Genomic DNA, 13918 nt, shown 5'->3' with positions numbered 1-13918 from the left:
GACATCAGCAAAGTAGGCTTACGCCAGTGACGCTAGCCGCCGACGACGACAGGGGTCAAGTTGCTTTTCGCCCATGACACGGAGTGCGGGCTGACCGCCGCCACCGCCCTGGTCAACACCGACGGCCGGGACGGCGAAGGGCTGCCCGACATCGCCGCGCTGGACCGCTTCGTCACCGCGAACGGGTGGACCGGCCGGCACGAGCGCACCGACGCCGAGCTGCACGCCGTCCGGGCCCTGCGCCCCCGGCTGCGCCGGCTCTGGGACGACGACCCGGACACCGTCGTCACCGTGGTCAACGACCTGCTCCGCGAGTCCCGGGCGCTGCCGCAGCTCATCCGGCACGATGACGAGCCGTACCACGTGCACGCGGTGCCCCGGGACGCCCCGCTGGCCACCCGGATGGCCGTCGAGGCGGCGATGGCCGTCGCCGACCTGGTCCGAGGCGACGAGCTGGGCCGGCTGCGGCACTGCGCCCACCCCGAATGCCCCAACGTGCTGGTCGACCTGTCCCGGAACCGGTCCCGCCGGTTCTGCGATGCGGGCTGCGGCAACCGGGTCGCGGTCAGCGCGTACCGGGCCCGCAAGGCGGCCGGTAGTCGCCCCTGAGCAACTCGTACTCCACCTCGCCGTGCTCCGTTCCGGGGATCGGGTCGGCCCAGTCGAGGTGGAAGGTGCGGACGTACCGCAGGCCGGCCTTCGCCAGCACCGCCCGGGAGCGCACGTTCACCGCCATCGTCTGCGCCCACACCCGGCGTACCCCCGGGGTGTCGAAGGCGTGGCCGACCAGCGCGCGGGCCCCCTCGGTGGCCAGGCCCCGCCCCCAGGCCGCCCGACGCAGCCGGTAACCCAGCTCCGGCCCGGTGCCGTCGTCGGACGGGTCGAGCGCGAACCAGCCGAGGAAAGCACCGTCGATGGTGTCCTCAGCCGCCCACCGGCCCAGCCCCGGGTAGCGGTCGTAGCCGGCGAGAATCCGGGGTAGCTGCTCGTCCCGCACGGTGGCGGGCGGGGTCGGCCGGCCGCCGGTGAGGAACCGCATCACCTCCGGGTCGCTGTCCAGTTCGACCAGATGCGGCACGTCGTCCGAGGTGAAACGGCGCAACCGCAGCCGGGCCGTCGTCAGCAACACCCCGTCCGAGCCGGTCACACCCCGGATCATGCCGCCCGCGAGCCGCCCGGTCGACCAGTTATCCCGGCGGCCGGTCCTGCGGCGACCGTCCGCCGCGAGCCGGTCCCGTCAGCGCGGCGGCGCGGCCACGAAGATCCGCCAGGAGTACGCCGGGAAGGTGAGCACCGGGCCCGTCGGGTCCTTGCTGTCCCGCACCCCGACCACCCCGACCAGGTTCGCCACCTCGACACAGTCGTGGTTCTGGCTGCTGCGGGTGCTCGTGCGCCAGGTCGGGCCGGTCGGCCCGGGAACCGCACGACCTGCCGCACCGGTCAGTTCCACGACTCCGCCACCTCCCGCATCAACTCGATGGACTCTGCCGGGGGCAACGCCTCACCGAGGGTCGACTCCCAGACCTCCCGCATCCGGATCAGCACGTCGGGCTCGGTGAACTCCTGGGTGCGGACCTGCCCGCCGACACACCCCAGCTCCACGCCGTCGGGCAGGGTCGCCAGCACGAAACCCCCGGCGAGCCCCGGGTACTCCCCGGCCGTGCCCGGCACCAGGTGCAGCCGGACCCGGGGGTGCTCCGTCGCCACCCGCGCGAGGTGCGCGACCTGCTCACCCATCACCTTCCGGTTGCCGACCTGACGGCGGAGGGCAGCCTCGTCGAGGATCGCGACCACCTGCGGCGGCTGGTCGCGGTACAGCACCGCGTGGGTCTCCAGCCGGTCGGTCAGCCGCCGCTCCACCTCGGGCCCGTCGAGCAACGCGCCGGCCTCGAAGACGGCTCGGGCATACGCCTCCGTCTGGAAGAGACCGGGCACGTACAGCGGCTCGTACCAGCGGACCGCGCGCGCCTGCTCGATCAGTGCCCGCCAGCCGAGTTGCCACACCCGGGCCCGGTCGAGCGCGACCAGGTCGGTGAGCATCCGGCTGAAGATGCCGCCGGTGTCGAGGGCCCTGTCGGCCAGTTCGAGGTACTTGGCGGTGGGCGGCTGCTGGCCCAGTTCGATCGCGCTGACCATCGACGCCGAGTAGTTGACCGCCTTGGCGAGGTCGTCCTGGCTCAAGCCCCGCCGGGTTCGGGCCCGCCGCAGCTCGGCGACGAGGAAGGCCGCCGCCGTCATCCGCCCGTCCGTCATCTCCAGCCGCCCTCCACCGCGCCGACGATCGACTCCGACACCACGCCGACCAGGGACGCCGCTGACACAGGACAAGACCGGAAGCCGACAACAACCCTTCACACGGTAGTGGTTTCATCAGCAGACTGTGAAGTGCGACATCGACCGCTCTCCCTCCGGGCGGACCGGTGTCGCGGTGGGACGGCCTGCTCCCCGGCCGGCGGTCCCACCGCCGGGGGAGACGACCAGCCGACCCATCATGGAGGCGACGCGATGCCCCGGCTCACCTGGCGACACCGGCTTGCCCGCAGATTCCGACCCGCCCGGCTTCCCGAAACGACCGAACCCACCCAGCCCACTCCCCCGTCCGCCGGTCCAGCCACCCACCCGGCCCCCTACCGGGCCAGCGGACCGGACGCCCATCCGACCCCGGACACGGGAGCGGAGGTACCCCCGGGCACCGGGTCGGGTCCGCCCGGGTGGGAGGACACCACCATCTCGTTTCCCCGGGTGGGGCGGGTCGGTTGGCTCACGCTGGCCCAGGAATGGCGCGCCAACCGGGGACGCCGGTGAGCGCGGCGGCCGGCCCGGACGGGCCGCGCCGCCCCGGCGGACCACCCGACCCCGTCGGCCGTGGTGGGCCGGGGCCGGCGAATCCGCGCCCCCACCTGCCGTTGCGCCCGCTCTGGCTGTGCCGGGTGTGCGCCGCGCCGTGGCCCTGCGGGACCGCCCGACTCACCCTCGTCTCCGAGTACGCCCACGACCGGGTCGCGCTCAACATCTACCTCTGCACGGTGCTGCACGACGCCACCGCCGACCTGTACCGCCTCTATCCCGACACCGGCCCCGACCCGGCGACCCTCTTCGCCCGCTTCCTCGCCTGGGTTCCCCGTACCCGCCCACCGACCGAGCCATGATCCACTCACGAGAGCCGATGTAGCGCTGTCGAATCCGCCTGACACCGCTCCATCGGCCCACAGGAGTCGATCAAGCAGGGGCGGGGTCAGGCAGGGTGGCGCGGGTCAGGGGTGGGTCATCCGGAGCAGGTCGAGGGCCTCGTCGAGCTGGGTCTCGGTGAGTTTGCCGGAGTCGACGTGCCCCCGGGAGATCACCACCTCCCGGATGCTGACCTGCTTCGCCAGCGCCTCCTTGGCGATCGAGGCGGCCTCGTCGTACCCGAGGTGGCGGTTGAGCGGGGTGACGATCGACGGCGACCCCTCCGCGTACGCCAGGCAGACCTCGGCGTCCGCGACCAGGCCGGCCACCAGCCGGTCGGCGAAGAGCCGGCTGGACGCGGAGAGCAGCTTGATCGATTCGAGCAGGTTGCGGCCCATCACCGGGAGCATGACGTTCAGCTCGAAGTCGCCCTGGCTGCCGGCGAACGCGACCGCCGCGTCGTTGCCGATCACCTGCGCGCAGACCTGCCGCACCGCCTCGGCGACCACCGGGTTCACCTTGCCCGGCATGATCGACGAGCCGGGCTGGAGGTCGGGGATGCGCAGCTCCCGCAGGCCCGCCCGGGGGCCGGACCCCATCCAGCGTACGTCGTTGGCGATCTTGTAGAGCCCGACCGCGACGGTACGCAGCTGGCCGGACGTCTCGACCAACGCGTCCCGCGCCCCCTGCGCCTCGAAGTGGTTACGGGCCTCGGTCAACGGCAGCCCGGTCGAGGCGCGCAGCTTCTCGATCACCTTGCCGGCGAAGCCCAGCGGGGTGTTGATGCCGGTGCCCACGGCGGTGCCGCCCAACGGCAGCTCGGCCAGCCGGGGCAGCGCCGACTCCAACCGCTCGGCGCCGTAGCGCACCTGTGCGGCATACCCGCCGAACTCCTGCCCCAGGGTGACCGGGGTGGCGTCCATCAGGTGGGTACGCCCCGCCTTGACCACCGTCTCGAACTCGGCCGCCTTCGCCTCCAACGCCTCCGCCAGGTGGCGCAGCGACGGCAGCAGGTCCTCCACCACGAACTGGGTGGCGGCCAGGTGGATCGAGGACGGGAAGACGTCGTTGCTGGACTGCGATGCGTTCACGTCGTCGTTCGGGTGCACGTCCCGGCCCAACTCCCGGGTGGCCAGGGTGGCGATCACCTCGTTGGTGTTCATGTTCGACGAGGTGCCCGAGCCGGTCTGGAACACGTCGATCGGGAACTGGTCGTCGTACCCGCCGTCGGCCACGTGCGCGGCGGCGGTGGCGATCGCCTCGGCGACGTCCGCGCCGATCACCCCCAGCTCGCCGTTGACCAGGGCGGCGGCCCCCTTGATCTGGGCCAGCGCCTTGATCTGGGCCGGCTCGATGCCCCGGCCGGAGATCGGGAAGTTCTGCACCGCGCGCTGGGTCTGCGCCCGCCACAACGCCTCGGCGGGCACCTCCACCTCGCCCATCGAGTCGCGTTCGATCCGGTAGCCCGCTGCGTCTGGAGTCGTCACCCGTCCCATCCTGCCCCGCGCTCCCCCTGCTCGCAGCGAGGCTCAGGAGAAAACGGACGACAGAACAAGATCAAGCAGAACGGGGTGAGCCCGCTTGACGATCATGGAGTTGTGGTGCCGACTTTGGGGGCCTTACGGGCGTTCTGTTACCCACCACAACTCCATGATCGGCGAAGACCTCCGGTTGACGCTGACAGGAGCACACGTCATCGAGATCGTCGAGCGTGACCGGAGGCAGGGTGAGCCGCGCCGTACGAATCGGGTACGTCGGTCGGGACACTCAGCGATGTTAGGGCGTGTGCGGGGCGAACTGGCTCGTCAGCGGCGGCCCACGGTCAGGACCGGCTTGGTGACCTCGGCGAAGAAGTCGTTGCCCTTGTCGTCGACCACGATGAACGCCGGGAAGTCCTCCACCTCGATCTTCCAGACCGCCTCCATGCCCAGCTCGGCGTACTCCAGCACCTCGACGTGCTTGATGCAGTCCTGGGCGAGCCGGGCCGCCGGGCCGCCGATCGAGCCGAGGTAGAACCCGCCGTGCTGCTGGCAGGAGCGGGTCACCTGGCCCGACCGGTTGCCCTTGGCCAGCATCACCTGGGAACCGCCGGCCGCCTGGAACTTCGCCACGTACGCGTCCATCCGGCCGGCGGTGGTCGGGCCGAACGAGCCGGACGCGTACCCCTCGGGGGTCTTGGCCGGGCCGGCATAGTAGACGGCGTGGTCGCGCAGGTACTGGGGCATCGGCTCCCCGGCGTCGAGCCGCTCGGCGATCTTGGCGTGGGCGATGTCCCGGGCGACGACCAGCGGGCCGGTCAGCGACAGCCGGGTCTTCACCGGGTACTTCGACAGCTCGGCCCGGATCTCGTCCATCGGCCGGTTGAGGTCGACGCGTACCACGTCGGAGGCGTCGAGCGTCTCGTCGGTGACGTCCGGCAGGTAGCGCGCCGGGTCGGTCTCCAGGCGCTCCAGCCACACGCCGGACGGGGTGATCTTGGCGACCGCCTGCCGGTCGGCCGAGCAGGACACCGCGATCGCCACCGGGCAGGACGCGCCGTGCCGGGGCAGCCGGACCACCCGCACGTCGTGGCAGAAGTACCTGCCGCCGAACTGCGCGCCGATGCCGAAGTTGCGGGTCAGCTCCAGCACCTCCGCCTCCAGCTCCAGGTCCCGGAAGCCGTGGGCGGTCATCGAGCCGGAGGTGGGCAGCGCGTCGAGGTACTTCGCCGAGGCGTACTTGGCAGTCTTGAGGGCGTACTCGGCGCTGGTGCCGCCGATGACGATCGCCAGGTGGTACGGCGGGCAGGCCGAGGTGCCGATCAGCCGCAGCTTCTCCTCCAGGAACTGCATCATCCGCGTCGGGTTGAGCAGCGCCTTGGTCTCCTGGTAGAGGTAGGACTTGTTGGCCGAACCACCGCCCTTGGCCATGAACAGGAACTTGTACGCGTCGGGGTGCCCGTCCGGGTCCTCGGCGTACAGGTCGACCTGGGCGGGCAGATTGCTGCCGGTGTTCCGTTCGTCCCACATGGTCAGCGGGGCGAGCTGCGAGTACCGCAGGTTCAGCCGCGTGTACGCCTGGTAGACGCCACGCGAGATCGCCTCGGCGTCGGCGCCGTCGGTGAGCACGTGCCGGCCCCGCTTGCCCATCACGATCGCGGTGCCGGTGTCCTGGCACATCGGCAGCACGCCACCGGCGGCGATGTTGGCGTTGCGCAGCAGGTCCAGCGCGACGAACCGGTCGTTCGGCGAAGCCGCCGGATCGTCGATGATCGACCGGAGCTGGGCCAGGTGCGCCGGGCGCAGGAAGTGGGCGATGTCGTGCATCGCCTCGGCGGTCAGCGCGGTCAGCGCGGCCGGCTCCACGGTCAGGAAACGGCGACCCCCCGGACCGTGGACGACGTCGACGCCCTCGTCGGTGACCAGGCGGTATTCGGTCTGATCCGGACCGGTCGGCAGCAAGGGGGCGTACGAGAACGCGGCGGCACTGCTCATGACGGAAAAGCCTAGGGCAGACCGGGCGATCGGTGACACCCGCCGGGTGGGTCGTGGGACGCCGCTCTCACCCGTTGCCGTTGGCGCAGAGTTCCCGTTTCGGCCCGCAGCTGTCCTCGGGCTCCGGCGCGCCGCCGGTCCGCCCCGGGCCGGACCCGTCACCACCGTCCGATCCGGCCGGGGGCGCGGCGGGCGGGGGCGCACCGGCACCCGCGCCGAACCGGACGTAGCCGATCTCCCGCCCCTCGCCGACGACCATCCCGTTCGGGCCGACAGCGAGCGCGTTGGCGCTGGTCCGCAACACCACGAGTTCCCTACCGGTACGCGGGTCCACGGCGACCAGCCGGTTCGGCTTGTCCCCGGTCAGCACCGCCGCGTACGGGGTGAGCGCCGCGCCCGCCTTCGCGCCGGCCGGCCGGGTCCAGCGGGCCCTGCCGGTGCCCAGTTCCCGGGCGATCACCGATTCCTTGTCGGCGCTGCGGACCAGGGCGTACCTGTCGTCGACGGCGAGCAGTTTCTCGCCCTCGGCGTCCACCAGCAGCAGCCGGCCGTCGTAGCCGTCGAGGACGGCCTCCCGCCCGTCGGGGGCCACCCCGATCAGCACGCTGCGCGCCCCCTGCGGGTCCTCCCGCTGCGCGCATCCGGCGCTGTCGGCGGTGCGCAGGTTGAACCCGCTGCGCCGCCACACCTCCTGCCCGGTGGCCGGGTCGCGGGCCGAGACGGTGTACTGGCAGCTGCCGTCGACCGACACCGCGCGGATCTTGAGCAGCCGGCCGCCGACCACCGACAACCGCTCGTCCCGGCCCGGCTCGACGTCCTGCACCACCCGGCCGGTGGCGGTGTCCACCACGTGCACCCGGCCGTCGACGGGGAAGCCGAGCAGCGGCGGCACCGACTCCGGCCCGGCCACCCCCTCGTCGATGCGCTGCGCGGTGAGCCGCCGGGTGCCGAGCAGACCCGGGTTGTCGGCGAACAGCCCGCTGCTGACGCCGGGCAGGAAGGCCGTCCACAGTGGGCGGGTGCCGCGCGGGTCCCAGGCGCTGAGCGTGCAGTCGGTGGCGGCCACGCACCGGGCGTCCAGCAGCATGTTCCGGTACGTCCAGACGGCCACCGCGTCGCCGTCGCGTCGACGTACCGCACCGGTGGTGGGGTCGAGCAGCTCGTACCCCTTGACCAGGAGCTTGCCCACGGCGACGACGGCGTCGCGGTCGCCGCCGGCCACCGCCGACCAGTCCGCCTTGCGTTCCCACAGCGGTGCGCCGGTGGCGAGGCTGCGCACCTCGGTGCGGGTACGCTGCTCGACCACGACGGTGTCGCCGACGATGGTGACGCTCTTCGGGGTGCCGCCGACCCGCTGCTGCCACAGCACGTCCGGTTCGGAGATCGGCTCGCTGCGGTCGACCCAGTCCCACACCCCGGGGAAGGGGTTCCACACTCCGGTGACGGCGAGCGCGATCACGATGACGAGCCCGAGCAGCAGCCCTCCCCGCACCCCGCCAAGGCCCTTCACACCGGACACCGTAGCGACGATCACCTCCCCGCCCCGCCCCCGCGCCGGAGTGTCGCCCCGCTTTCTCCCCGGCACCCCGGGTGCCTCCGGGTCCGGTGGCAACAAACCCGACAAACACCCCTGGTGCCGGGCCCGGTAGGGCGGCCTGCCTGAGGATGCCGCCGCCGTCTCCGCCGGGGAAGACGACCACAGACCTACTCAGGCAGATAGATGACGGGGAGTTCGTCGTGGCCGTAGCGGTCCTCCCCGGTGAGGATCGAGGCGTCGTGCGCAAAGCTGGCCATGACCGTGCTGGCGAGATCGACCCGACCGGTGTAGGTGCGCCAGTAACTCAGCTCTTGCCAGGTGCTCCCGTCGGTGGGCAGCACGACGCAGGCGGCGAGGGCGAGGAGACGGTGCAGGGCGGCGCGGTCCTTCGGATCGTCGATGACGGCCAGGGCTTCGGCGGCGACGACAGCAGTGACCCCGAACCGGTTACGGTCCTCGATGACCTCGTGCAGTGGCTCGGCGACGTGCACCGAGCCGGCGACGTAGGCGAGCAGCGCCGACCGGTCGAGCAGGAGTCGTACCGGGCGGTCCTCGTCCCCGGTCACGCGACCGACTGCCGGGTGCCGCCTGCCGTCTCGTCGAGCAGGTGTCGGCGTACCCGGTCCCGGACGGCCAGCCGCCGCTCATTCGGCCAGGCCGCGTCGACGGCAGCCCGCCGGGCGCGGGCTTCGGCCACCCCCTGCTCGGTGACCTCGATGCCCTGGTGGGCCAACTCGGCGGCCAACGCGTCCAACCGCATCCGGTCCCGGACGGCCTGCGTGACGTACGCCGAGGCGTTCGGTTCCTGCTCCAGACGTTCCGCGACGTCGGGCGGCACGGAGATCGACAGCTTCCTCACCTGTGCGGTCATACCGAAACGATACGCCAGGTAGCACCGGCCGGATGTGCGACTTGCCGCCGGCCGGTCAGGACCCGGCGGCGGACCGCAGCAACGGCAGCGTGCGGTACGGGATCTGCTCGGCCAGCGCGATGATCGTGGAGGCCCGGCGGATCGCCTCGGACGAGACGATCTGGTCGATCACCCGTTGCAGGTCGGTGTTGGAGCGCGCCACGATCCGGCAGAGCAGGTCGCTCGCCCCGGTGATGGTGTGCGCCTCCAGCACCTCCGGGATCGCCGCCAGGTGGGCGGTGACCGTGTCGTGGCCGTGCCGCTGGCTGATCTCCAGGGTGACGAAGCTGGTCACCGCGAACCCGATCGCCGCCGGCCGGATCTCCGGCCCGAATCCGCCGATCACCCCCCGGTCGACCAGCTTGTCCAGCCGGGCCTGCACGGTGCCCCGGGCCACCCCGAGCCGGCGGGAGCATTCCAGCACCCCGATCCGGGGTTCGTCGGCGAGGAGTTGGACCAGCCTGCCGTCCAACGCGTCGAGCTGTGCACCCTGTCCAGCATTCATGGCTGGACACCCTACCGATTGCGCAACCTGACCAGCGGAAAACGTGACGGTTGCCCAGTGAACCCGGCCCCGCGATGCTCCCTGCAAGAGCTGTCGGACCACCGGCCCACGACGCCGGCCGCAACCGAGGGAGGCCACCGTGACCCAGGCGATCGACCGACCCCAGTCGACCGAGAACATCGACGTCGACACGCTCGTCGGCGCAGTCGACCACGACATCACCCGTGACCCGTTCCCGGTCAAGGGCCTCGACCACGTGCACTTCCTGGTCGGCAACGCCAAGCAGGCCGCGCACTACTACTCCACCGCGTTCGGGATGACCTGCGTGGCCTACCGGGGGCCCGAGCAGGGCTACCGCGACCACGCCGAGTACGTGCTGACCAGCGGTTCGGCCCGGTTCGTCCTGACCGGCGCGGTCCGCCCGGACGCGGCCGGCGCCGAGCACGTCGCGAAGCACTCCGACGGGGTCGACGACATCGCGCTGGAGGTGCCGGACGTCGACGCCGCGTACGCGCACGCGCTGGCCCAGGGCGCGACCGGCCTGGTCGAGCCGCACGACGTGACCGACGCGCACGGCACCGTCCGGCTCGCCGCCATCGCCGCGTACGGCGACACCCGGCACACACTCGTCGACAGGTCCCGCTACACCGGCCCGTTCCTGCCCGGCTTCGTGGCCCGGGGCCCGATCGTCGACCGGCAGCCGATGATCGCCGCCGGCCTCCAGCCGAAGCGTTTCTTCCAGGCCGTCGACCATGTGGTCGGCAACGTGGAGCTGGGCCGGATGGACGAGTGGGTGGAGTTCTACAAGCGGGTGATGGGCTTCTCCAACATGGCGGAGTTCATCGGCGACGACATCGCCACCGACTACTCGGCGCTGATGAGCAAGGTCGTCGCCAGCGGCACCCGGAAGGTGAAGTTCCCGCTCAACGAGCCCGCGGTGGCCCGCAAGAAGTCGCAGATCGACGAGTACCTGGAGTTCTACCAGGGGCCCGGCGCGCAGCACATCGCGGTCGCCACCAACGACATCCTGGCCAGCGTCGACGCGATGCGGGCGGCCGGCGTCGAGTTCCTCGACACCCCCGACTCGTACTACGACGACCCGCAGCTGCGGGCCCGGATCGGCAACGTGCGGGTGCCGATCGAGGAGCTGAAGTCCCGCAAGATCCTGGTCGACCGGGACGAGGACGGCTACCTGCTCCAGATCTTCACCAAGCCCGTGCAGGACCGGCCGACGGTCTTCTTCGAGCTGATCGAGCGGCACGGCTCGCTCGGTTTCGGCAAGGGCAACTTCAAGGCGCTGTTCGAAGCCATCGAGCGTGAGCAGGAAGCGCGCGGCAATTTGTAACACTGTCTCGCGTGACGCAACCTCCGAGCTATCCGACACCGCCGGCCGGTGGGCCCGGGCCCGCCGCCGGCGGCTTCGCCCCGCCCGCCGGCCCACACCCCCAGGGGTACGCCGTGCCGCCGCAACCCGGCCCCTACGCCGCCCCGCCCGGCGGCTACCCGCGACCCGGCCCGTACGCCGGGATGCCCGGGTACCCGCCGCCGGCACCCGGCATGCCGCCGCCCGGGATGTCGCCGCGTGGGCTGCCGCTGGCCAGCTTCGGTGACCGGCTGCTCGCCGTGCTCATCGACGGGGCGGTGCTCATCGCGGCCAGCATGGTCTTCATCGTGCCGGCCTTCATCGTCTTCTTCCAGCTGGTCCTGCCCGACCTGACCACCACGGCCGACGGCCGGGCCACCTCCGACCCGTTCACCAACTTCCTGATTCCGATGCTGGTGTTGCAGGGCGTGATCTTCGTGGTGGCGTTCGCCCTGAGCTACGTCTACCAGGTCGAGATGATGTTCAAGACCGGGCAGACCATCGGCAAGCGGGTGATGAAGATCCAGGTGGTGCCGCTCGACCCGGCCGCCACGCTGACCCGTACGGCCGCGGCCAAGCGGTGGGCCGCCTACCAGATCGGCGGGGCGGTCATTCCCGTCTTCAGCTACCTCGACGGGCTGTGGCAGCTCTGGGACAAGCCGTGGCAGCAGTGCCTCCACGACAAGTTCGCCGGCACCATCGTCGTTAAGGTTGCCGGGTGAGCGAGCAGAGCGACCGCACCGGACAGCGCAGGGCGAGACCGTGAGCGTGCAACCAGGTTGGTACGTCGACCCGGCCGAGCCGACCACCCGACGGTGGTGGGACGGCGAGGGCTGGATCGGCGCCCCGATCCCGGTCGACGCCACGCCACCCGACGGGCCGCCCCCGCCCGAGCCGGAGCCCGCCGCCGAGCCGCCCGCCCCGACCTCCCCCGCCGGGGCCACCCCGGTGTCCGGCCAGCACCCGCCGGTCGCTCCCGGCACGCCTGCCGTACCCGGCCCGCCCTGGGCGGGGCAGCCGGGCGCAGGCCAGCCCTGGGCCGGGCAACCCGACGCCGGCCAGCCCGGCCCCGGTCAGCCGTGGACGGGACAGCCCGGGACGGGACAGCCCGGCGCGACCGGGCAGCCCTGGGCCGGCCAGCCGGGAGTGGGGCAGCCCGGCGGTCCACCGCCCGGGTGGCCGTACCCGACCTGGCCGGGGCGTCCGCCGGAACCCAGGCCGCACGGCGTGCCGCTGGCCGGCTACGGTGCCCGGCTGCTCGCCCGGCTGATCGACTTCGGGGTCGTCTTCGCGCTCAACGCGGTGGTCAACGGCTGGTTCGTCTGGCGGTACTTCGAAGAGACCGCCCCCTACCTGCGGGAGGCGGTCCGGCGGGCGATGGCCGGCGACTCCTCCCGGGAGGGGCTGCCCGCCATCGGTGAGCAGGCCGGCGGCCTCCAGATCGCCATCCTGGTCATCGCGACCGCGCTCTGGTTCGCCTACGAGGTGCCGACGATGGCCGCCGGCGGGCAGACCCTGGGCAAGCGGCTGCTGCGCATCCGGGCGGTGCCCGTCGACGCCGACCAGCCGCTCGGCTTCGGCCGGGCCACCCGGCGGTGGAGCACCATGGGCATGCCCACCCTGCTCTGGTTCTGCTGCGGCTTCGGCCTGCTGCTCCAGTTCGTCGACGCGGTCTCCGCGCTGTTCGACCACCCGCTGCGCCAGGCGCTGCACGACAAGCGGGCCCAGACGGTCGTGGTGCAGGTGCCCCGCACCGACCACCCGGACACCCGCACCGACGATTCCGACACCGCCACCGACCGCACCGACCCCGAGCCCCCGGGAGACACCCCATGACCGACACCGGACGGCACCAGCCCCCGCTGCGGCTGACCCGCGCCGACCTGGACGCCCTGCCGAACTACGTCCCCGGGCGCAGCCCGGCCGACCTGGCCCGCGAACTGGGCCTGGCCGAGGCGATCAAGCTGGCCAGCAACGAGGTGCCGTACGGGCCGCTGCCCGGGGTGGTCGAGGCGGTCACCGACGCGGTCGCCGGGTCGCACCGTTACCCGGACATGGGCGTGGTGGCGCTGCGCGCCGCGCTCGCCGAGCGGTACGGCGTGGACCCGGACCGGATCGCCACCGGCTGCGGGTCGGTGGCGCTGGCCGAGCACCTGGTCCGGGCCACCTGCCTGCCCGGCGACGAACTGCTCTACTCGTGGCGCTCGTTCGAGGCGTACCCGATCATCGCGGCGACCAGCGGCGCGAGCAGCGTGCGGGTGCCCAACGACGCCGGGCACGGGCACGACCTGGCGGCGATGGCCGCGGCGGTGACCGACCGGACCCGGATGGTGCTGGTCTGTAACCCCAACAATCCCACCGGCACGGCCGTGCACAAGCCGGAACTGGACCGCTTCCTCGACGCCGTCGGCGACGACGTGCTGGTCGTCATCGACGAGGCGTACCGGGAGTTCGTCACCGACCCGCAGGTGCCCGACGGCCTGACCTACCTCGACCGGCCCAACGTGGTGGTGCTGCGCACCCTGTCCAAGGCGTGGGGCCTGGCCGGGCTGCGGATCGGCTGGCTGGTCGGCGCCCCGGAGGTGGCCGCCGCGGTGCGCAAGGTGGTCACCCCGTTCTCCACGAACACGGCGGCGCAGGCGGGGGCGCTGGCCGCGCTCGCCCAGGCCGACGAGGTCGAACGCCGCTGCGCGCTGGTCGTGGCGGAACGGGAGCGGGTCACCTCGGCACTGCGCAAGTTCGTCCCCGACCTGCCGTCCAGCCAGGCCAACTTCGTCTGGCTGCCGCTGGGTGAGGGGGCGGTGGAGTTCGGCCGGGCCTGTGAGGCGCGCGGCGTGATCGTCCGCCCGTTCCCCGGCGACGGCGTCCGGGTCACCATCGGCACCCCGGCCGAGAACGACGCCTTCCTGGCCGTAGCGGAGGCCGCCCTGTCCTGAACCACCGTCCGGCCGCGCCCCGGCCC

The 13918-nt window shown here is 72.4% G+C and carries 15 protein-coding genes; 6 read left to right on the top strand and 9 right to left on the bottom strand.

Going from position 1 to position 13918, the window contains the following annotated elements; translation table 11 throughout:
• Nucleotides 1-60: 60 nt before the first annotated feature.
• Nucleotides 61-609, top strand: coding sequence for a CGNR zinc finger domain-containing protein (locus ACN267_RS27175; RefSeq protein ID WP_204957503.1), 549 nt, complete (start codon nucleotides 61-63; stop codon nucleotides 607-609).
• On the opposite strand, the gene ACN267_RS27170 is transcribed toward ACN267_RS27175, so the two are convergent.
• From ACN267_RS27170 to ACN267_RS27160, 3 genes are all read right to left on the bottom strand, one after another.
• Entirely contained in the window at nucleotides 566-1147 is a 582-nt protein-coding gene (locus ACN267_RS27170) for a GNAT family N-acetyltransferase (protein WP_281902418.1), read from the bottom strand. The genes ACN267_RS27175 and ACN267_RS27170 overlap by 44 nt on opposite strands.
• Nucleotides 1148-1237: 90 nt before the next feature.
• Entirely contained in the window at nucleotides 1238-1450 is a 213-nt protein-coding gene (locus tag ACN267_RS27165; protein ID WP_307821045.1) for a DUF397 domain-containing protein, read from the bottom strand.
• Nucleotides 1441-2253, bottom strand: a complete 813-nt coding sequence (locus ACN267_RS27160) for a helix-turn-helix domain-containing protein (RefSeq protein WP_204957501.1) — start codon at nucleotides 2251-2253, stop codon at nucleotides 1441-1443. The genes ACN267_RS27165 and ACN267_RS27160 overlap by 10 nt, the downstream gene beginning before the upstream one ends.
• Nucleotides 2254-2900: 647 nt before the next feature.
• Here ACN267_RS27160 and ACN267_RS27155 point away from each other — a divergent pair.
• Entirely contained in the window at nucleotides 2901-3149 is a 249-nt protein-coding gene (locus tag ACN267_RS27155; protein ID WP_204958149.1) for a hypothetical protein, read from the top strand.
• A 105-nt stretch (nucleotides 3150-3254) separates the two neighbouring features.
• Here ACN267_RS27155 and ACN267_RS27150 read toward each other — a convergent pair whose 3' ends face one another.
• The 6 genes from ACN267_RS27150 to ACN267_RS27125 form a co-directional block, all read right to left on the bottom strand.
• On the bottom strand, nucleotides 3255-4655 hold the full coding sequence (locus ACN267_RS27150; RefSeq protein WP_421489959.1) for a class II fumarate hydratase: 1401 nt from the start codon (nucleotides 4653-4655) through the stop codon (nucleotides 3255-3257).
• 318 nt (nucleotides 4656-4973) lie between these two features.
• Nucleotides 4974-6641: a fumarate hydratase gene (locus ACN267_RS27145; protein WP_204957499.1), complete on the bottom strand. Its 1668-nt coding sequence runs from the start codon at nucleotides 6639-6641 to the stop codon at nucleotides 4974-4976.
• A gap of 67 nt (nucleotides 6642-6708) precedes the next feature.
• Entirely contained in the window at nucleotides 6709-8121 is a 1413-nt protein-coding gene (locus ACN267_RS27140; protein WP_204958148.1) for a PQQ-binding-like beta-propeller repeat protein, read from the bottom strand.
• Nucleotides 8122-8345: 224 nt separating this feature from the next.
• The gene (locus ACN267_RS27135) at nucleotides 8346-8744 is read right to left on the bottom strand and encodes a hypothetical protein (RefSeq protein WP_421489958.1); all 399 of its coding nucleotides are present in this window, start codon (nucleotides 8742-8744) and stop codon (nucleotides 8346-8348) included.
• Nucleotides 8741-9049 (bottom strand): hypothetical protein, encoded by a 309-nt coding sequence (locus tag ACN267_RS27130; protein WP_421489957.1) that lies wholly within the window; start codon nucleotides 9047-9049, stop codon nucleotides 8741-8743. The genes ACN267_RS27135 and ACN267_RS27130 overlap by 4 nt, the downstream gene beginning before the upstream one ends.
• A 55-nt stretch (nucleotides 9050-9104) precedes the next feature.
• Entirely contained in the window at nucleotides 9105-9593 is a 489-nt protein-coding gene (locus ACN267_RS27125) for an Lrp/AsnC family transcriptional regulator (protein ID WP_204957498.1), read from the bottom strand.
• Between the two features lie 139 nt (nucleotides 9594-9732).
• Here ACN267_RS27125 and hppD point away from each other — a divergent pair, with 139 nt between their 5' ends.
• From hppD to hisC, 4 genes are read left to right on the top strand one after another with little or no spacing between them, the layout of a single operon-like run.
• Complete coding sequence (gene hppD, locus ACN267_RS27120; RefSeq protein ID WP_421489956.1) at nucleotides 9733-10938, top strand: 4-hydroxyphenylpyruvate dioxygenase; 1206 nt, start codon at nucleotides 9733-9735, stop codon at nucleotides 10936-10938.
• Between the two features lie 11 nt (nucleotides 10939-10949).
• Nucleotides 10950-11678 carry an RDD family protein gene (locus ACN267_RS27115; protein ID WP_421489955.1) on the top strand — a complete coding sequence of 243 codons (729 nt, stop codon included), beginning with the start codon at nucleotides 10950-10952 and terminating at the stop codon, nucleotides 11676-11678.
• Between the two features lie 40 nt (nucleotides 11679-11718).
• Nucleotides 11719-12792 carry an RDD family protein gene (locus ACN267_RS27110; protein WP_421489954.1) on the top strand — a complete coding sequence of 358 codons (1074 nt, stop codon included), beginning with the start codon at nucleotides 11719-11721 and terminating at the stop codon, nucleotides 12790-12792.
• Nucleotides 12789-13892, top strand: a complete 1104-nt coding sequence (hisC, locus tag ACN267_RS27105; protein WP_421489953.1) for a histidinol-phosphate transaminase — start codon at nucleotides 12789-12791, stop codon at nucleotides 13890-13892. Before ACN267_RS27110 ends, hisC begins: the two co-directional genes overlap by 4 nt.
• Nucleotides 13893-13918 lie beyond the last annotated feature (26 nt).

Origin of the sequence: Micromonospora sp. WMMD734 (genome assembly GCF_049178975.1) — a bacterium.
Lineage (GTDB): Bacteria > Actinomycetota > Actinomycetes > Mycobacteriales > Micromonosporaceae > Micromonospora > Micromonospora wenchangensis.
The sequence above is the reverse complement of the archived record's forward strand: the minus strand, read 5'-3'. Positions and strand labels throughout refer to the sequence as shown.